The organism is Vibrio sp. THAF190c, from assembly GCF_009363355.1.
Taxonomy (GTDB): domain Bacteria; phylum Pseudomonadota; class Gammaproteobacteria; order Enterobacterales; family Vibrionaceae; genus Vibrio; species Vibrio fortis_A.
Map to the genome: position 1 here is coordinate 1,829,907 of NZ_CP045338.1, position 19,994 is coordinate 1,849,900.

Consider the following 19,994-nt stretch of genomic DNA (forward strand, 5'->3'; position numbering starts at 1 on the left):
TCTGATGCCAACTCGCTGTAAACATGAACAATTTGTAGCGCAATTCACGGATTTTTCTGGATCTTCTGAGTAGATTGTTCCAAAACTAAAGTACTCAGTATTATAGATTCACTACATTTCTACTCACTAAGGAGTCCGCATGTCCATTCAAGGAGACAATTCTTCCGTTATCGTAGCAGGCGCGACGGGGTTAATTGGTGGTCATGTATTGCAACACCTGTTAAATGAATCTTCGGTAAAAACCGTTTATACACTCACTCGCTCCCAAATAGTAACAGAGCCCGCTTCAAATAAGCTGGTCCAAATCATCAACAACGACCTCGATGTCACCCAGTGGAACGATGATCACCCAAGACCAAAGCTCGGTGTTATTTGCCTGGGTACAACCATAAAGCAGGCAGGCTCAAAAGCAGCATTACGTAAGGTAGATGTAGAATTGGTGACTCACGTCGCTCAAACGATGAAGTTTTTGGGTGTTGAGCGCGTTGCCGTTGTATCCAGCTATGGCGCTTCTCCCACTTCTTACTCACACTACTTAAAATGCAAAGGACAGATGGAACAAAACTTAATTCGCATTGGTTTCAAGCAATTGTTTATTGCGAGGCCTGGACCACTGCTGGGTAATAGAACGAAGCCAAGATCTGATGAAAAGCTCCTACAAACACTCTCTCCTCTTTTCAGACCTTTTATGATTGGTCGTTTAAAAAACCTTCGTCCGATAGAGTCTGAGTCGGTTGCCAAGGCGATACTATTTAAATTATTCGAAAATAATTTCAAAAATGTCGAAATCTTTAGTTCGAGTGACATGCTCAATTTTTTGGCGAAATATCGCTAAATTGATGACTGAAACATCACTCTGTTGAATATCCGAACAATGACTCTTTTAGATATGACTAATTGATCTATCAAATTACTTTTCCTTATTTTACGTTTTGTTACAGAACGTTATTTTAGCTAACAGTACTCACGCCTATATATCTAGGCCTCCTATCGTTCTGAAGTAATTCATAAGGAAATTCAATGTCATTCCCTGCTATCGCTGCCTTAGCGGTATTCACTGGTATTCTCTTTTTTCTCTACGGACAGCAGAAAAAAGAACACACACTTTCACGTCTAGTTCTACTTGGTCTTGTCTTTGGTAGTGGTTTCGGTCTTGGGCTACAGCTGCTATTCGGCGAAGGTAACCCGATCATTAAAGAAACCTTAGACTGGGTTAACATTGTTGGCCGCGGCTACGTGGGTCTACTGAAAATGGTCATCATGCCACTGGTACTAGTGTCTATGATTGCCGCTGTTGTGAAATTAGAGAAAGGTGGTTCACTGGGTAAGATTTCAGGAATCACCATCTCTGTACTGTTAGCTACAACCGCTATCTCGGCCGTGATCGGTATCATTGTAACTCAGGCATTTGGTTTGTCTGCAGAAGGGCTCACTGAAGGTGCACGTGAAACAGCACGTCTAGCAGCACTAGAAACTCGCGCCGACCGTGTCTCTGACCTAACTATCCCTCAAATGCTGGTTAGCTTTATTCCAACTAACCCATTTGCTGATCTTACTGGCGCTCGCTCTACATCAATCATCGCCGTTGTTATCTTTGGTGTGCTAACAGGTATTGCAGCACGTAAAGTGATGGCAGAGAAAGAAGAACTAGAGTCACCGATTCGTACTTTCGTAGAAGCAGCGCAATCAATTGTGATGCGCCTTGTTAAGATGATCATGGCTCTGACTCCATACGGCATTGCAGCTCTAATGGCGAAAGTTGTCGCGACATCAAGCGCATCTGACATTCTGAGCCTACTTGGTTTCATCGTCGCTTCTTATGTAGCTATTCTACTGATGTTTGTAGTTCACGGTGTATTGGTTTCATTTGTTGGCGTTAACCCGAAAGAATACTTCAAGAAGATTTGGCCAGTACTGACGTTTGCGTTCACATCGCGCAGTTCGGCAGCAACAATTCCTCTGAACGTTGAAGCGCAAATCACTAAACTTAACGTGCCACCAGCGATTGCAAACCTGTCGGCGTCATTCGGTGCAACAATCGGTCAAAACGGTTGTGCGGGTATCTACCCTGCAATGCTAGCAGTGATGGTTGCGCCAACTATGGGCATCAACCCGATGGACATCAACTTCATCCTATCGCTGATTGCTATTATCACAGTAAGCTCATTTGGTATCGCTGGCGTAGGTGGCGGTGCCACGTTTGCAGCACTAATCGTACTACCTGCAATGGGACTACCTGTAACTATCGCTGCTCTGCTTATCTCTATCGAGCCACTTATCGATATGGCTCGCACTGCGCTTAACGTATCTGGTGCAATGACGGCAGGTACAATTACAAGCCGCATTCTAGGTAACAAAGAAGAGCAAGACGACCTTCAGCAAGCTCAAGCGTAATTGGGTTGAAAGCGTCGACTTAAGATAAGTTATGTAAACTCATTCAAGCCAGAACGAAAAAACCGATGCGCATTGCATCGGTTTTTTATTTCAAGCACAAAAAGACTAAAGATCGAGATCGGAAATACTCGACACAGCAAGCAGTTCGTCCTCTTCCTCGCTCAAGCCACTGATTCCTATTGCTCCAACAACACGGCCATCAACGACGATAGGCACGCCACCTTTAAAGCCTGTGATATTCGGGTCATTCCAATAACCGATATCCTTCCCGGTAGCTCGTGCCCACTCACCTAAATTGCCACTTGGTTGACGATCACGCGCCGACGTATACGCTTTGCTTTTTGCTAACAGGCCAGCCTGAACACTTACTTCGTCCATCTTAGCGAATGAAACCAATTCACCGTGAGTATCACAAACAGCGACGGCAATTTGCTGATGATTCTGAGTCGCGATTTCAATAGCCATCGCCACAGCTTGTTGAGCTTTGTTTAAAGTCAGCATGGTTGTCACCTATGGTAGAGCTTGGCCACGAGAGTAAACAAATAGGTTGTACCACTCTTCGCGAGTTAGGTTAACCATACTCGCAGCAACACTTGCACGAATTCGGTCAAGATTAGTTGTACCGATCACCGGTTGAATACTGCCTGGATGACGCAGAAGAAACGCTAATACGATCGCTTCACTAGTCACACCGTATTTTTCAGAAAGCTGTTGAACGTATTTCGAAGTCGCTCGAACATTTTCATCTTCCGAATCTAAGCCCTGCTCTGAAAAACGTCCTTGCGCCAAACAGCCCCATGCTTGAAGTTGAACACCATTGGTGCGGCAGTATTCTAGCGTACCTGGAGCCCAATCTGATTCATTCAAGCCTTGAGAGTTAACCAGAACAACATCGTTGAGCCAATCCAGTTTCGCAAGGCTCATCTCCATCTGGTTCACTACTAGAGGTTGGTCAAGAGCAGATTGTAGATACTCAATTTGATGGCCACTCATGTTAGACACACCAAAGTGTTCTACCTTACCCGCAGAATGCAGATTTTGGAGTGTACGAGCTAACTCATCGAGCTCCATCAGCGGATCAGGACGGTGTAGCAAGAGTACGTCTAACTTTTCCGTATTTAAGCGTTCAAGAATGCCATCAACTGAACTCTGTACCCAGTGTGCTGAGAAATCATAACGTCCAACGTTACCTTCACCTTGAAAACGAATTCCACACTTCGACTGCAGGAACATTTGATCGCGCAACTCAGGCTGGCTCTTTAATACTTGGCCAAATACCTGTTCAGCTTTAGAAAATGTATAGATATCAGCATGGTCAAAAAGATTAATACCTGAAGCCATTGCCGTTTCGATAATAGCCTGTGTTTGGTACACATCGTCTTGAGAAACAGGGTTGTCGTTCCAACCGCCGCCTAGCCCCATACAGCCGTATGCAATTTCACTGACATTAGTTAGGTGTTTTGACAAAGGAAGTACGTTTTTCATTATTCATTCTCGTATTCATAAAATCAGCCTTAATCATATTGTTCTACGAGAAAAACAGAATAGCCTGAATCCGAAATGATTGTTCGCTATAATGAACAAATTGATACTGGAGATAAGAGATGAATGAGCACAAGCGAATAGAAAGGTTGATGTTGTTTGTTGAACTGGCTCAACAGCTCAATTTCACCAAAGCTGCAGAACAACTCGGTATTTCAAAAAGTTACTTATCCGAACAAATAAAACGGTTGGAGAGTGATTTAGAGTGCCCGTTACTGGTTCGAACTACACGCAGTGTCCGACTCACGCTTCAAGGTGAGCGCGCACTTGCTCAAGGGCTGGTTATTCGCTCTCAAGTACTTGACCTTGAACGAAGCGTATCGGATGAGCATGAAGCAATTAAAGGGGTGCTAAGAATCACCGCGCCCAAGATGTTTACTGAGATCTTTCTCTCTGACCTTTGCCAACGCTTTCAAGCGCTTTACCCAGACATCTATTTCGAGATAAACAGCAGCTACACCACATACAACCTCAACCGCGAAGATATCGACATAGCATTTCGCGCCACCAACACGCCACCAGAAAATATGGTGGCTAAAAAGCTGTTTTCCTATCAGCATGATCTCGTCGCGGCGCCGAGCTATCTAGAAAAGTTCGGTGAACCTAACACACTAGATGATCTGCAAAATCATCAATGTCTTGCGACCCTACACCAACATGAATGGCCATTTAATAGTGGTAGCGTGCATGTTTCTGGTTGGCTCTCAAGTAACGAGAACCACCTTTTAAAGCAACAAGCAGTGCGTGGCAGCGGCATTATTCGTATCGCTAGTTATTACGTTGCTGAAGAGATCAAACAAGGTAACCTAACACCACTACTTACTCATGAATGCATCGCAAACGGAAATTCCATCTACCTGTTTTATCCTCAAATGGTCTACCCAGCCAGAAAGCACAAAGCTTTTGTACAGTTTGTTCAAGACTACTTCGAGAAGCATAAACTCGAAAAGTAACGCTATTTATCAGCAATTCAACTTGCTACCAGAAAAGTGAATATAACGCCAAACGACACAATTTGTTACCTTTCAAAAAAGGTTCAAGTGATCGTCTGTGCATCCCCTTTCGAATAACGTTGTGATAGCCAATGTGTTTGTGTACGCACTGGAATGCACATCACTCGTTTAAGTCATGACTTAAAAGTGCCATCAAATGGAAACATGAATTTGCGTTACTGAAACTACCCATTGAGACAATGAGTACAATCAGGAGGATGTATGAAATACTGCCCGTTCTGCTCGACCGAATTAATCGAAAGACACCATGTACAGGTGTGCCCACGAAATGAGATCGGCGAATGCCGCTTCGATGGCTATGAACAGTACGAACAGCGTGTGTTGGCCGAACTCTCGTCTGACAACCTTGATGTGAATAGCAATGTCTATAGTCGAATCCCAGAAAGGTAATCCTCAGCTGAAGCCCTTTTAACGACTATCAGCTTACCGTCACTAACATCTTTCGATGGCCCATCGCCCTTTTAGACGTGATTCATAGCGATGGCTAGACAAATAAAAACGCCCTTGCAGAAACAAGGGCGTTTTTCATTCTAAGTGTTACTGATAACTCTAATGGTGTAGCTCAGGATTCTGCAAAGCATCACCTAAGCTCACAACACGTAATTATTTCGCAGTATCAGCTGCTACTTTTGGTTGATCAACTTCTGTTAGAAGACCTTTAATCAGGCTGACACAGCCTAGTAGTAGGATGATAGTAAACGGCAGAGCTGCAATGATTGTAATTGATTGCAACGCTTGAATTGATTGTGTACCACCAATCCACAGCATCACCATCGCAATAGCACCTGAAATGACTGCCCAGATAACCTTCTGACGAACTGGTACTTCTAGCTTACCGCCTGCAGTCATACCATCGATAACGATAGAGCCAGAGTCAAGAGTCGTTACGAAGAATACGATAATAAGCGCAACTGCAATCACAGATAGAATGTTACCTAATGGATAAGCATCTAGCATATAGAACAAGCTTAGAGAAACATCAGCGATACCTTGGTCAATGCCCAATTGGCCGACCTTGTCCATCACTTGTTCAATCGCCACACCACCAAAGATAGACATCCAAGCCGTAGTCACAAGCGTAGGGATAATAAGAACACATAGTAGGAACTCACGAACCGTTCGACCTTTAGAGATACGCGCAACGAACATACCGAAGAATGGTGCGTATGCTACCCACCATGCCCAGTAGAATACTGTCCAACCATGTAACCAAGTTGTGTCTTCACGACCTGTCGTTTGACTAAGTGGAATAATGTTCTTCACATAACCCGTTACCGCTGTCGCTAGTGAGTCTAGAACCGTAGTGAAGTTAAGCACCGCGATGAAACCTAGGAAAACAAACGCGATAATCATGTTTAGGTTACTCAGTAGTTTTACACCACCGTCCATACCACGAAGTACAGAAACAATTGCCAGTACCATAATCAACACGATGATTAACTGTTGTAGGAATAGGTTGTTCTCAAGACCAAACACATGGCTAATACCACTTGCTGCCTGCGTACCACCTAAGCCTAGAGAAGTTGCTAGACCAAATAGCGTTACTAGAACCGTCATCACATCAATCACGTCACCTGTTTTACCCCAGACTTTATCACCAAGAATTGGGTAGAAAACTGAACGCATCGATAGTGGTAAACCTTTGTTGTAAACAAAGTACGCTAAACAAAGCGCTGCCATACCATAGATAGCCCACGCATGCAGACCCCAGTGGAATACCGTAGCGCCCAGAGCTGCTTCACGACCAGCAGCAGTATAAGGTTCTGCATTCAACGGCGTACCGAACCAGTTAGTGAAGAACGCTGTAGGCTCTGCCACACCCCAAAAGATAAGACCAATACCCATGCCCGCAGCAAACAGCATCGCAATCCAAGAAGCCATAGTGTAGTCAGCGGTCGCATTTTCACCACCAAGGCGAATTTTGCCCAATGGAGAGAATGCCAGACCAATAGCAAAAATAAGGAAAAGGTTCGCACCCCACATAAACAGGAAATCGAAGTTTGCGAGTACTGCGCCTTTCACCGCGTCGATTGCAGCTTTTGCATCGCCGGGCGCCATTGCGAGAAGTGTTACGATGAAGAGAATTGAAAGGCCTGCCGAAGCAGTGAAAACCGTGTTGTGGACATCCATGCCCCACTTGTTAATGTTGTCTTGACCGACTTGATAATCTGTTGAATCTATACTGTATTTTTTTGACTTAAAACTCATAAATTAAGATGCACACATATTCGACAATCCGAATATAAGGACCAACTCCATATCCAATTAAAATTTGATCAGCGCGCCATACCATATAAAAGGGTAAAAATAAGTGTATTTAATCAATCACTTACGACGTCTTACTCAATCCCGAGGACGCTATTATAACACAGAATAAAACACTTTTTTGGCAAAGCCTGCGCACTAACTCACCAGCAACAGCATAACTACCTGATTATAAAGAACTTAATAGTGGTAACTTTTTTCAAAAAATAGTTAGAGTACAAATTAAATTTCTTGCTCAGAATAGGTGTATTACTCATCCCAGTAAACGGTTAACGATGCCATCCCATTTGACGTGATTACCATGCTCGAAGCATAAAAAAATGCAGTTGACTCATACGAGTGCAACTGCATTTTCAATTCGTTTTAACTTAAAGCCAGATTACCACATCAAGTCATCTGGCACGACGAAGTCTTTGTACGGGTCATCTTCATCAACTTCTTCTTCTGAGGCCGCCTGAGTATCAACGATAGATTCCTCGTCACGCATCGCAATCTTGTTCGCAACGCTGGTCGGGATAATCACGTATCCTTCGCCATCACGAGCAATACTTAAAATACCTTTACTTAGCTGCTTTTGAGTCAGCTCTTCGACGTATAGGTACTTAACTAACGTACCGTCAGTAAAGTTGTATTTGATCTCGCCATCTTTTTGCTCGATCTTGTTCATCGCAATCAACTGTTTCACCTGAGCTTTGATCTCTTTGCTCAGCTGTTTCTCTTTCATTTGTTGATTCAGCTCTTTATCTTTCGCTTGTTGCGCCAAACGGTTCTCTTCAGCGGCTGCTTTCGCCTCGCGAGCTTGAACACGTGACTTCTTAGAGCCTTTCTTTGCTTTTTTCAGCTTTTTCTCATTAACCAAGCCAGCTTTTAGCATCTGCTCTTGGAGTGTTAACTTTGCCATGACTTTCCCAGTTCAGGATTAAAAACGGCACTATCATACCTGTTTTTTGTCATTCTGTTTATATCCCCAGCTCGGTTTATGACAAGGATAAAGAGTCAAATCTCTAAACTCGCGATTACCGCCACTTAACTAGCACCAAATCTAGGACAAACGTTGGCGAAATTGCGCTGGTGTCTGTTTCATCCAACTCTTAAATGCGCGTCTGAAATTAGCAGAATCGCTATAACCAAGACGTTCCCCTATATCTTCAACACTGATGTCAGTATTTAGCAACAGCTCCTTGGCCAATTCTCGGCGGACTTCAGCAAGCAAATCATGATAACTCGTCTCCTCTTTCGAGAGCTCCCGTCGCAACGTTCGTGAAGAACAGCCAAATTCACCAGCCAACTGTTCTATGGTTGGAAACTGGCCAGGTTCTTGATAAAGCATCGCTCTCACTTGGTTACTAAAGATTGACGGAGAACCGAGGCTCGCCATGATGCTATGGCAAGAGGATAAATAATGCTCTAAGGATGCAGCATCGTGACTCGGCAAAGGCTCATGGAGTAAATCACTATTAAAACGGAGCTCACAAAATGTTTGGTTGAATTCAACATTGCAACCAAACCGATTTTGGTACTTGTCTCCATGGCGACATAAATCGTCGATAGGCTCTGGATAAGAAAGGCGTAGCTCATTAATTTTCAGGGGGTGACGAGTCAACTGATAGAAAAGAGATACAATAGAGCTGAAAAAGTACTCACAGCAAAAAGGCAACATTTCACCTATGTCTAACGAGTTCTCGATTCGGATAATCGCCTCATCAGAGTCCTGAATCAGTACCACGGAGAATATAGGACCGTTGAGCCGAAGATATTTGAAGCCACTCTTGACGGCTTCCAACACGTTTGCGCTCGTCGCCAGCACGTAACCCAGCACACCAAAGTGGTTCAACCTCGCCTGTTGTCCAAGCCACAAACCCAGACCTTCTTGAGGTAATAGGCGATTCACAGCCTTGAACACAATCAACTTGTCGGCAAAGCTGAGTTGAATATTAGGATCTTGCCAATCAATATTGGCTAGGCCAAGAGAAGACAACAACGCTTTACAGTCGATGCCTCGTGATTCTAAGCTATCAAGCAGCAACGCAATATCTAAGCTTCCCAATGGTTGATGAGCACTACTTGGTTGATATGCCGCCAATACTTTCTCTTCAGTCATGACTCTTCCATAACCCGTCGTCTGCTCCCCTTCTAATCAATAGTTGAGTTGGTCTCTCTATTGGAACTTTACCATCTCCAAATCACAGAGCGTGATAGCAAGCTGATTAATGTCCGATAATGACCTAACCTTTCGCTAAGTGGCTCACTAGAATAGTCATTATGTTAATGCCATGTAAACTTTAATCATGATTAAACCTGAAATCACCCGAAAAGCACCTAGAAGTATCATTGATTCTCAGGGCAAGCCTGTTGTCGGTCAGTTCGATACAGTCCCTCACGAGCTTAATATTGAGAGGTTCGATTATCGCAACGTGATGGATAATCCAGCCAATCGATGGCAACGCTACTTTCATTACAAGCAGTTCCAATTTGTCAGCGTGGTTACAGCAAACTATGTCATCGGTGTTGCGATCGCCGATATTCGCTATCTGGGTTCCGCATTCTGCTATGTGTACAACATCAACGACAACAGTCTTGAAGAGCAGTCTTGGCTTCGCCCATTCTCTCTAGACAAAGTGACAACATCTTCTCCCTACCAAGGTGTCACGCAAATTGCTCGCGGCCAAATCAAATTTGACATTAATAAAGGTAATTGGGCAGTAGAGATAAATACCAAGCACGTACAAGCCAACCTTGAACTCATAGGCAAAGAAGATAGTCAGCCGCTTTCAATGACAACACCAACTGGCTACTCAGGCTGGACCTATACCCAGAAACACAACGCGCTTTCAGTAAACGGAAACCTGACCATTAACAGCCATGAAGTGGACCTGGAGCACGCCTTAGGAGGCTACGACTTTTCAGCTGGTTTTATGCGTCGGGAAACGAGCTGGCGCTGGGCAAGTATTAATACGCATCTTATTGGAGAGTCCTCAAAACTGATTCGATTCGGGTTGAATCTGGCGGCAGGCGTCAATGAAACCGGAACGTGTGAGAACGCACTTTGGATAGAGGGCACAAAACACCTCCTCCCTGCCGTCCACTTTGAATTTAACCGTGATGACATCACTCAACCTTGGCAGATTCACTCTGAAGATCGACGAATTGATCTGACTTTTACGCCTTGCAATAAACGCAGTGAAAAACTCAATTTGATTGTGCTTAAGAGCAATTTTCGTCAGTTTATCGGCCACTTTTCTGGCTCGATAACAGATAACTATGGGGTCATACATCAGCTCGAGCATGTACTTGGATTAACTGAAGATCATTTTGCGTGTTGGTAAGCGAAGTTACTACCCAATAAACCTATCTACCCAAAACTGTTACTAATACATACCGAGGCATCCGATGAACATAGAGTCACTCATCAACAACCCAGAATGGTTACTCGTGGTACTTGCACCACTTTTCATCGCTTGTATGCTCGCTGAATATTTCATTGGTCAAAAGCAGGGACACCTACCAGAAAACTCGCGCTATACCGTTACGGAAGTCGCTTGCAATTTTACTCTAGCAGGAATGCACCAACTTTCCGATTTGGTGACGGGACTATTAGTTGCACACCTGTATCTTTGGCTCTTTGGTTGGCGACTCATCGAGATTGAAATGGGGTTGGTCAGCTTCCTCTGTCTAATGATATTGCAAGATTTTTGCTATTACTGGTTCCACCGAGCGAGTCACAGAACACGCTGGATGTGGGCATCGCATGTTGCCCACCATAGCTCTGAACGAATGAATTTTAGTACTGCCTTTCGTCAAAGCTTGATGTATCCAATCTCTGGCATGTGGGTCTTCTGGCTACCATTAGTGATCATCGGATTTGAGCCTAAGTGGGTAGTATTCGTCGTACTTCTCAACCTTGGTTTACAGTTCTTCGTGCATACACAATGGATACGCACATTAGGTCCCTTAGAGTGGGTGTTCAACACACCTTCTCACCATCGTGTTCATCATGGTCGTAATCCACAATACATTGATAAAAACTACGCAGGCGTGCTCATCATATGGGACAAACTGTTTGGCACTTTTGAACCGGAAGTGGAAACCGTTCGTTACGGCACCACTAAGCCAGTCAACAGTGATAACCCTCTAACTGTCACCTTCCAAGAGTGGAAACTGATTTTTCAAGACCTCAGAAACAGTGAATACAGTTGGCGTGAAAAGCTTAAAATGATGTTCACGCCACCAACTGACTAACCCAACAAGCTCAGGGCTGAGTTTGGAGCTTGTTTAGCCTGCGCCAAAATTGAACTAGAAGACTGTTGTAGTATTTGAGATTTGGTCAACTCTGTTGTTGTTTTTGCAAAGTCTGTATCCCTTATTTGACTTTTTGATGCCTGCACATTGAGATCAATATTGTTTAGGTTGCTAATAGCGTGCCCAAGCCGGTTTTGGAAAGCTCCAAGCTCAGCTCGATGCGAATCAACATACTCTAAAGCCTGGTCGACCAAAGCAATTCCCCTTTGGGCACCACCTTGAGAAGTTACATCAATATTAGACACAGTCTCATAGCGATATTCTGGTGCGCCCATTATTTCAAGGAAATCGCCATCGAGATTAACGTTAAAGTCAGGCCCATAAAATATTTGTAATCGTCCCTCTCCATCAACCGATGTGTTAACAATATCCTGCTGGCCATTGATTCTTGTCGCGATTTCTTCTAGGTCGCTGCCTTTCTTCAAATCAAACGTCACCTGTTCAAAACCATATTCGTCAGCTATATCAACTGTTAGTGATGCGTCTCGAGGTAAGGTCCAGTCATCAGCTTTTCCCTCAGCTGTCCGCAAAAACATGCCACCAGCAGAAAGGCTGTCAGATCGTACGTTTTGTAGGCTCAGTACAACCGCCTCTCCACTATCAGCACCAATTTGAAACGATCTATCTTGAAACGAGCCATTTAACAACTTTGAACCAGCAAATGAAGTCGTTTCCGCAATTCTATTGAGCTCATCATTAAGCGCTGTAACCTCGGCTTGAATCGAAAGCCGATCATCTTTTGAATTCGAGCCATTCGAAGCTTGTAGAGACAAATCACGCAACCTTTGGAGTACATTGGTCGTCTCATTTAAGGCGCCTTCCGCCGTCTGAGCGATAGAGATTCCATCGTTAGCGTTTCTTACTGCCACCTCAAGACCTCGATTTTGTACATTAAGTCGATTCGATATCTGCAGACCTGCTGCATCATCCTGAGCACTATTTATTTTGTAGCCTGATGACAGCTGTTCCATTGAAGTACTGACTTGGGAACTGGCATTATTTACAAACCGCTGAGCTGTCATAGCCGATACATTTGAATTTACATTTATAGCCATACTGTACGCCTAGTTACATTTATAAAAACATCAATAATTTACATGAACATTATGCATTTAATAACCTATCGGCACTTTATGAGCCAACTTTAATATATCTGTTCCTTTTTCGTCCGATTTGTTGTGCTATCTGTCGCATTTAGTACAAATACAAGCCAACACGGTTCAACAAAACAAATTTCATACGCCTTGACTAGAACTAAGTGACAAACTAGCTGAGCTCCATTGAATGATTTCATTCAAATAAAACATGGTGTTGAACATAAATCTAATCGCGAATCAAGTCGGCTAAGCTCATTGCGTTAGCGCCCTCACGGTGTTCTAATACTTGGGAAATCAGATAAAACTGGATATATCAACGTTATGCAGCACGACTCTCAGCCGACCTACTTCTTCTTCGATTATGAAACTTGGGGGACGAGCCCAGCCAAAGATCGACCAAGCCAATTTGCGGGTGTTCGCACCGACCAAGATTTCAACATCATTGGTGAGCCTCTGGTTATCTATTGCCAACCGCCAGCTGATTATCTACCTGCACCTGAAGCCGCATTGATTACGCGAATCACCCCACAGAAAGCAATGTCACAAGGCTTACCTGAGCCAGAGTTCATCGCTAAGATTCACGCAGAGTTATCTAAGCCAAACACAACCAGCCTTGGTTACAACAGTATTCGTTTCGATGATGAAGTGACACGTTACACCTGTTACCGCAACTTTATCGATCCGTATGCGTGGAGCTGGCAAAACGGTAACTCACGTTGGGATCTGTTGGATGTGATGCGCGCGGTGCATGCATTGCGCCCAGATGGCATTGTTTGGCCAGAAAATGAAGAAGGTTTCCCGAGCTTTAAGCTAGAACATTTGTCTGTTGCTAACGGTATTGAACACGAAAATGCGCACGACGCGATGGCTGACGTTATCGCAACCATTGAAATGGCGAAGAAAGTTAAAGCTGCTCAACCGAAAATGTTCGACTACTTGTACAACATGCGTCATAAACGCAAACTGAATGAACTTGTCGACATTGTTAACATGACACCGCTGATGCACGTGTCTGGCATGCTAGGTAAAGAGTGCAATTACACCAGTTGGATTGTGCCGATGGCTTGGCACCCTACCAATCAAAACGCAGTTATCGTTATAGACCTAGCGAAAGATCCAACGCCACTGCTTGAGTTAGACACTGATGCGCTGCGCGAAAGGCTCTACACCAAACACAGTGAATTGGGTCCAGACGAACTGCCTGTACCGATTAAACTCGTGCAACTGAACAAATGCCCTATTCTTGCACCAGCGAAAACACTAACGGCTGAAAACGCTGAAACCATTGGCATTGATCGCCAGCAGTGCCTGGCAAACTTAGCGATTCTTCGTGAACACCCAGAGATTCGCGAAAAGCTGATTGGTCTTTATTCTGTTGAACGCGAGTACGAGAAAGACGATGATGTTGATACTCAGCTTTACGATGGTTTCTTTTCTCCATCAGATAAAGCCGCGATGGATATTATTCGTCAAACTGAACCAAACAACCTCGCTGCACTCGATATCAGCTTTGCCGACGAACGTATAGAGCCCCTTCTGTTCCGTTACAAAGCACGTCACTACCCTTGGACGTTAGATGAATCAGAACAGCAAAAATGGGCGAATCACTGCCGTGAGTTTTACGAAAGTCGACTTGAAGAATACATGCTCAACCTTGAAAATCTTGCTCATGAGCATGAAAACGATGAAAAGAAGATGGCAATACTCAAAGCGGTATACCAGTACGTAGAGAAACTCGCGAGCTAAACCCGTCTTTTATAGCTCTAAAGCTTTATGTCTACTAATTCAGACTTTATATAACGGTTACTCGTTAGCCGTTATCCATTAACTCAAAAAGAGACTCCTTTTGAAAGAAAGATTGATCCAACTTGTGTATCTAATGATCTCTTTTACATTGATCATCGGTTCACTGACAGCAGGCAATGCCATTCAAAGCCTTCTCGATACTGCTATTCCTGGAAGTATCTTTGGTATGCTACTACTTTTCTTCGCAATGGTGATCGGAATTATCCCTCCCCACTGGGTTCAACCTGGTGCGAGCCTAATCATCCGTTTCATGATCTTATTATTTGTACCGATCAGTGTTGGTCTCATGGAGCACTTCGACATGCTAGTTGCCAACGCCCTTCCTATCTTAGCTAGCGCGGTTGGTGGCACACTGATCGTCCTTATTTCTCTATCTTGGTTCTTAGACCGAGTGATTGCGAAGGGGAAATAGTATGTGGATTCTTCTGACTATTGTTGTGTTTCTCTTTGCTCGTTGGGTAAGTCAAAAAGTAAACTCGCCATTATGTAACCCTCTATTGATCAGTTTAGCGATCATTATTCCGGTGCTCACATACTGGCGAATCCCATTCGAGGAGTACTATGCAGACAACACCTGGATTACCTTTATGCTGCAACCAGCCGTTGTTGCGCTCGCCTATCCTCTGTATGAGCAGCTACCGCAGATAAGAGCCAATTGGCGCATCATTACCTTTGCTTGTGTCTTAGGGAGTGTAATGTCGATGCTGACCGCTGCATTGATCGCCGCTGCGTTTCATGCAGACCTAGGCTTAATTGCAAGCTTGCTTGGTAAATCGGTGACCACGCCAATCGCGATGGAAGTCTCTAGCCATCTCGGTGGTGAAGCTGCTATAGCGGCCATTTTGGTACTTTTGGTTGGGCTATTTGGTGCAATTTTCGCTTATCCCATCTACAACCTAATCGGCATTAAAAGTCCAATTGCACGCGGACTTACCATGGGAACGGTCTCTCACGCATTAGGAACAGCAACTAGCGCAGAGAAAGATCCACGAGATGCTGCATTTAGCTCATTGGCATTAGTGTTGTGCGGCGTTATTACCTCAATATTGGCACCTTCTGTGTTCTCGCTGGTATTGTGGATATACTCCTAATTGCAAAAATTTAACTCGAAGTAGCTGATAGTCTATCTATGTCATTGCTATTTCCCGAACAAAATCAGAGCGCTTTTCCAACAAATCTTTGGGAAATGCGCTCTTTTTTTCCACTAAACTATTTATTCATGCAATGTGATGCATCCGCCAATTTGTGACATCAATTACACTTTGCTGGCTGCAAACGATTTCATTTGTGACCTCACTCTAATTGTGCAACACAATGTAACAACCTACATACAATGGTGACATTGATCACAGAAAGATTCTGAGTATTGCATAAACTTAAAGCCTAAGGTCAATTAAGGATTCAACATGAACAGTCGTATTACCCTGGCGCTGGAAAGTGCTCCAGCTTCATTGAAAGCACTTTTAAGTGACATCGTATTAGCAGACAACTTTGACGCCACAATCTCTAAAGAGCAGTTTCAAAGCTTGCTGGATGCAAGCGGTCTTTCTGATAAAGAAGTTCGTCTAGCTTTACTGCCAATCGCAGCTGCTTTCTCTTACGCACCGCTTTCTGATTTCTACGTTGGCGCAGTAGTGCGCGGCCTATCTGGTCATATCTACTTCGGCGCGAACATGGAGATTGCCGGTGCACAGCTTGGTCAAACGGTACACGCAGAACAAGCAGCAATCAGCCATGCTTGGATGAAAGGCGAAAAAGGACTTTCTGACATCACCATCAACTACAGCCCTTGTGGTCACTGTCGTCAATTTATGAACGAACTGACGACGGCTAACGAGCTGAAAATTCAGCTACCAGAACGTGAAGAGCGCTCACTACAAGATTATCTTCCAGACTCTTTCGGCCCGTCTGATCTAGGTATCACCGAAGGCCTAATGACAGAGCTTGACCATAAGTACACAACTGAAGAAACGACACCTATTGTTGTTAAAGCTCTAGAGGCAATGAACCGCAGTCATGCGCCATACACCAAAAACTTAAGTGGTGTTTCGCTTCAACTAACGTCTGGTGAAATCTTCTCTGGTGCATACGCTGAAAACGCAGCATTTAATCCGAGTTTACCTCCACTTCAAGTAGCAATGATTCAAGTGATGCTGGCAGGTATTAGCTTCGATCAGATTGAGAGCGCTGCTCTAGTTGAAAACGCACAGGGCAACATTAGCCACTTAGCGGATACCCAATCAACACTGGAAGCAATTAACCCTGATATCCCAGTCACTTACTTAGCAATCTAACTGCATTAAGTTAACATGCGATTTACATAAGCAGCCATCTTTTAGTCGGCTGCTTTTTTTATGCTTAAAATTCACTAAAACCACCACGCAAACGTTTGCTTTTGAGGTTGGAATGAGTATGATCTCCCCGTTCTCAATTACTCGTTCAACATGTTCGGAAGGAATAACTATGTTTGGTACCGCCACTCGTGACAATGCTACTCGTGTACTTCTATTAGGCTCAGGAGAGCTGGGTAAAGAGGTTGCTATTGAGTGTCAACGTTTAGGTTTAGAAGTGATCGCTTGTGATCGCTACCCAGATGCCCCTGCAATGCAAGTTGCTAACCGCAGCCATGTATTAGATATGCTCGATGGCGATGCGCTGGAAGCTATCATAGAGCTCGAAAAACCCGATTACGTAGTACCTGAAATTGAAGCCATTGCGACCAGCAAACTGGTTGAGCTAGAAGAGAGAGGCTTAAACGTCGTTCCTACGGCGAACGCAACCAAGTTAACAATGAATCGTGAAGGGATTCGTCGCCTTGCTGCGGAGGAGCTTGAACTGATGACTTCACCTTATCGCTTTGCCGATACGTTTGAAGATTTCTCAGCCGCCGTCGAATTTGTTGGCATCCCTTGTGTCGTGAAACCAGTAATGAGTTCATCTGGCAAAGGCCAAAGCGTTATTAAGAGCAAAGACGACATTCAGAAGGCATGGGATTACGCTCAGGAAGGCGGCCGCACTGGTGCTGGACGAGTAATCGTAGAAGGCTTTATCGATTTTGATTACGAAATCACTCTGCTTACTGTGCGTGCGGTTGACGGTGTTCACTTCTGTGCGCCAATCGGCCATCGCCAAGAAGACGGTGACTACCGTGAGTCATGGCAGCCACAAATGATGTCAGACAACGCACTCAAGGCTGCCCAATACACAGCAGGTAAAGTGGTTGATGCTCTAGGCGGCTACGGCATCTTTGGTGTGGAGCTGTTCGTAAAAGGCGACCACGTGATCTTCAATGAAGTATCACCTCGCCCGCACGACACGGGTTTGGTTACACTGCTCTCTCAAGACTCTTCTGAGTTCGCTCTGCACGTTCGCGCATTCACTGGTATGCCAATCAAGAACATCACTCAATACGGCCCATGTGCTTCTGCTGTGGTACTTGGTCAGGGCACATCAACGAATATCCGTTTCGAAGGTCTAGAGAACGCACTAAATGCGCCTCAAACTCAGGTTCGCTTGTTTGGTAAACCAGACATCAATGGCCGACGCCGCTTAGGTGTAGCTCTAACACGCCGCGATAGTATTGAATCAGCTATTGAAGACGCAGTAGAAAGTGCTGCTAAGATTAAAGTGATCTACTAATTTAAATCACTGCAGTACAAGTTGTCAGAAAAAAGACGGGCTTCAGTGCCCGTCTTTTCGTTGTTATAAGTAGTTAGTATCTCTTAAAGCTGACATTCAATCAGATAAACTTCTTCTGAGAAACGTGATAGACCTTTCTTGGCGATCTTAGGATGATCATCACCAGCAATATCTTGATTGAGTTGTGTAATCTTGTATCCAGAGAACAGCTGCTCTACTTCATCTCTTGGTACACTGAACGGAGGCCCACTCATCTCTTCTTGATTGTAATCCAGAGTCACTAACAAGATCTTGCCACCAGGTTTTAACAGCTGCTTCAACCTCTCCACATACTGCACTCGCACCTCTTTAGGCAATGCCACTAAAGAAGCACGATCATAAATCGTATCAACCGCTTGAATCGGCGCCGTGAAGTAATCACCAGTGTAGATGCTCAGTTCATCAAATTGGTACAGCTCATGTTGACCATTAATCTGTGTCACCATTGGCGTATAAAAATGTTCCGAGAAAAATGCACGGACAGCGATTTGGCTTAGTTCAACACCCTGAACGTCTTGATGCTTAGATGCCAACCAAACGAGGTCTTCGCTCTTACCACACAGTGGAACAAAAACGCTCTTATCATGGCTAGGTTCTGTGTGCTTCCAAAACTCAATGAGCAGTGGATTCACATCTTCTAGGTGGAAACCAATTTGGTTTGCGGCCCATTTATTGTGCCAAAATTCAGGATTATTCATCTTTCGTTCATCTTGTTCATTTAATAATGCAAGGGTACAGGATAGACAGGTAAGAGCAACCTTGGCAGGGGTCAAAGTTCTTGAAAATGTGGAACTAACGCTTCTTTAATTTGTCTATATGTTCACATACTAAAATAAGAGAAAACGTTAAGGTTGGTTTCTGTTCAAACGGCCCCATATAGTATGTAGAGACACCATAGTTTGAACAACAATTTGCTCTTAGCGTTACTGGTTACCCCTTTTAGTTTCAACGTTTTGTAACCTCGTATATTGGAGTTTGAATGAGTGTATTTCTCCGTACCACGGCACTAATGCTTCTTGTATTGAGCCGCGCGCCTGCATTCGCAGCAACTGTATCAACTAACTCAGCAGAACCTACTCGCACACCAGCACAAAACCAAGTGTCATCGAAAGTATTCCGTCACAGCCTAAGCGGCCTGTACGGTATCAAAGCGTTTGACTCAAATCCAACTCAACCTTATACCGACTTCGACGTGCTTTACAGCAAATCACACCAAGCTCAAGCAGAGCTAGAAACCATCTGTAAAAGTACTGCCCTACTTACCAACTCTGAAGCACTGTTCGCAGGCGTAAAATCACAAGCTCGTGCAGAAGAAAAGATTGCATTGGAACTGAACGGCGACGTTACCCGAATCACCGACCTTGCTCGCGCAACCATCATCGCTAACGATGTAGAGAGCCTAGTAGAAGTGTACGAAGCAGTAAGCCGCGAAGCCGATGTCGTTAAAGTAAAAAATAAGTTTAAGTCTCCAGCTGACTCAGGTTACCGTGACCTTAACTTGCTAGTTCGCCTACCAAAAACGAATATCATCGCTGAAGTTCAGCTTCACCTTAAAGCGATTGCTGATGTGAAAAGTGGTCCAGAGCATGAACTGTATGAAATCATCCAAGGTATTGAGCGTAACGCTCTTGCGCAGAACCGCCCTATCAATGACATTGAAGCAGCACAAATCAACAACCTAAGAAGCCAATCTTTAGAGCTATATCAGCAAGCTTGGCAGCCATATATCACCACTCACATTAAAGCAGCCTAGTCATTTCACACTCACTAATGAAAGGTTGTTAACTCAAACAAAAAGGCGGTCATCACGACCGCCTTTTTAGTGCTTCCAAGTATCTAATCTAGCCTTATCTATTCCTCGACTAGTCTTTGTGATTAGCACGAGAAAAATACGTGCAGT

General features: G+C 44.2%; 19 protein-coding genes. 12 read left to right on the top strand and 7 right to left on the bottom strand.

Annotation, left to right across the window (positions count from 1 at the left end):
* Positions 1-139 precede the first annotated feature (139 nt).
* Both FIV04_RS08115 and FIV04_RS08120 read left to right on the top strand, forming a co-directional pair.
* Complete coding sequence (locus FIV04_RS08115) at positions 140-835, top strand: NAD(P)H-binding protein (protein ID WP_152468817.1); 696 nt, start codon at positions 140-142, stop codon at positions 833-835.
* Between the two features lie 185 nt (positions 836-1,020).
* Positions 1,021-2,394 (top strand): L-cystine transporter, encoded by a 1,374-nt coding sequence (locus FIV04_RS08120; protein ID WP_152468818.1) that lies wholly within the window; start codon positions 1,021-1,023, stop codon positions 2,392-2,394.
* Between the two features lie 105 nt (positions 2,395-2,499).
* On the opposite strand, the gene FIV04_RS08125 is transcribed toward FIV04_RS08120, so the two are convergent.
* Positions 2,500-2,895, bottom strand: coding sequence for a heme-binding protein (locus FIV04_RS08125; protein WP_152468819.1), 396 nt, complete (start codon positions 2,893-2,895; stop codon positions 2,500-2,502).
* Positions 2,896-2,904: 9 nt separating this feature from the next.
* A complete protein-coding gene (locus tag FIV04_RS08130; protein ID WP_152468820.1) occupies positions 2,905-3,879 on the bottom strand; it encodes an aldo/keto reductase family oxidoreductase in 975 nt (324 codons plus the stop codon).
* 119 nt (positions 3,880-3,998) lie between these two features.
* On the opposite strand from FIV04_RS08130, the gene FIV04_RS08135 reads away from it, so the two are divergent.
* Together FIV04_RS08135 and FIV04_RS08140 are read left to right on the top strand one after the other, a co-directional pair.
* Entirely contained in the window at positions 3,999-4,889 is an 891-nt protein-coding gene (locus FIV04_RS08135) for a LysR family transcriptional regulator (protein ID WP_152468821.1), read from the top strand.
* 261 nt (positions 4,890-5,150) lie between these two features.
* The gene (locus tag FIV04_RS08140) at positions 5,151-5,339 is read left to right on the top strand and encodes a hypothetical protein (protein WP_150872694.1); all 189 of its coding nucleotides are present in this window, start codon (positions 5,151-5,153) and stop codon (positions 5,337-5,339) included.
* A 213-nt stretch (positions 5,340-5,552) separates the two neighbouring features.
* Here the strand turns inward: FIV04_RS08140 and FIV04_RS08145 are convergent, their stop codons facing one another.
* From FIV04_RS08145 to FIV04_RS08155, 3 genes are all read right to left on the bottom strand, one after another.
* On the bottom strand, positions 5,553-7,157 hold the full coding sequence (locus FIV04_RS08145) for a BCCT family transporter (RefSeq protein ID WP_152468822.1): 1,605 nt from the start codon (positions 7,155-7,157) through the stop codon (positions 5,553-5,555).
* Positions 7,158-7,593: 436 nt separating this feature from the next.
* A complete protein-coding gene (locus FIV04_RS08150) occupies positions 7,594-8,115 on the bottom strand; it encodes a DUF2058 domain-containing protein (protein ID WP_152468823.1) in 522 nt (173 codons plus the stop codon).
* A gap of 141 nt (positions 8,116-8,256) precedes the next feature.
* Positions 8,257-9,315: an AraC family transcriptional regulator gene (locus tag FIV04_RS08155; protein ID WP_152468824.1), complete on the bottom strand. Its 1,059-nt coding sequence runs from the start codon at positions 9,313-9,315 to the stop codon at positions 8,257-8,259.
* A 187-nt stretch (positions 9,316-9,502) separates the two neighbouring features.
* Here FIV04_RS08155 and FIV04_RS08160 point away from each other — a divergent pair, with 187 nt between their 5' ends.
* Together FIV04_RS08160 and FIV04_RS08165 are read left to right on the top strand one after the other, a co-directional pair.
* Entirely contained in the window at positions 9,503-10,540 is a 1,038-nt protein-coding gene (locus FIV04_RS08160) for a DUF2804 domain-containing protein (protein WP_152468825.1), read from the top strand.
* Between the two features lie 64 nt (positions 10,541-10,604).
* Complete coding sequence (locus FIV04_RS08165) at positions 10,605-11,453, top strand: sterol desaturase family protein (protein ID WP_152468826.1); 849 nt, start codon at positions 10,605-10,607, stop codon at positions 11,451-11,453.
* On the opposite strand, the gene FIV04_RS08170 is transcribed toward FIV04_RS08165, so the two are convergent.
* The gene (locus FIV04_RS08170) at positions 11,450-12,568 is read right to left on the bottom strand and encodes a flagellin (RefSeq protein ID WP_150872701.1); all 1,119 of its coding nucleotides are present in this window, start codon (positions 12,566-12,568) and stop codon (positions 11,450-11,452) included. The genes FIV04_RS08165 and FIV04_RS08170 overlap by 4 nt on opposite strands.
* Before the next feature lie 363 nt (positions 12,569-12,931).
* On the opposite strand from FIV04_RS08170, the gene sbcB reads away from it, so the two are divergent.
* The 5 genes from sbcB to purT all read left to right on the top strand — a co-directional run bounded on the left by sbcB (position 12,932) and on the right by purT (position 18,055).
* Positions 12,932-14,356, top strand: a complete 1,425-nt coding sequence (gene sbcB, locus FIV04_RS08175; RefSeq protein ID WP_152468827.1) for an exodeoxyribonuclease I — start codon at positions 12,932-12,934, stop codon at positions 14,354-14,356.
* Between the two features lie 100 nt (positions 14,357-14,456).
* Complete coding sequence (locus FIV04_RS08180; RefSeq protein ID WP_150872703.1) at positions 14,457-14,828, top strand: CidA/LrgA family protein; 372 nt, start codon at positions 14,457-14,459, stop codon at positions 14,826-14,828.
* Between the two features lies 1 nt (position 14,829).
* Positions 14,830-15,507 carry a CidB/LrgB family autolysis modulator gene (locus FIV04_RS08185; RefSeq protein ID WP_150872704.1) on the top strand — a complete coding sequence of 226 codons (678 nt, stop codon included), beginning with the start codon at positions 14,830-14,832 and terminating at the stop codon, positions 15,505-15,507.
* Positions 15,508-15,822: 315 nt separating this feature from the next.
* Positions 15,823-16,710 carry a cytidine deaminase gene (gene cdd, locus FIV04_RS08190; RefSeq protein WP_150872705.1) on the top strand — a complete coding sequence of 296 codons (888 nt, stop codon included), beginning with the start codon at positions 15,823-15,825 and terminating at the stop codon, positions 16,708-16,710.
* 169 nt (positions 16,711-16,879) lie between these two features.
* The gene (gene purT / locus FIV04_RS08195; protein ID WP_152468828.1) at positions 16,880-18,055 is read left to right on the top strand and encodes a formate-dependent phosphoribosylglycinamide formyltransferase; all 1,176 of its coding nucleotides are present in this window, start codon (positions 16,880-16,882) and stop codon (positions 18,053-18,055) included.
* An 83-nt stretch (positions 18,056-18,138) separates the two neighbouring features.
* Here purT and FIV04_RS08200 read toward each other — a convergent pair whose 3' ends face one another.
* Positions 18,139-18,792, bottom strand: a complete 654-nt coding sequence (locus FIV04_RS08200; RefSeq protein ID WP_152468829.1) for a thiopurine S-methyltransferase — start codon at positions 18,790-18,792, stop codon at positions 18,139-18,141.
* A 281-nt stretch (positions 18,793-19,073) separates the two neighbouring features.
* On the opposite strand from FIV04_RS08200, the gene FIV04_RS08205 reads away from it, so the two are divergent.
* Positions 19,074-19,847, top strand: a complete 774-nt coding sequence (locus FIV04_RS08205; RefSeq protein WP_032548842.1) for a RelA/SpoT domain-containing protein — start codon at positions 19,074-19,076, stop codon at positions 19,845-19,847.
* The last annotated feature ends 147 nt before the right edge of the window (positions 19,848-19,994 follow it).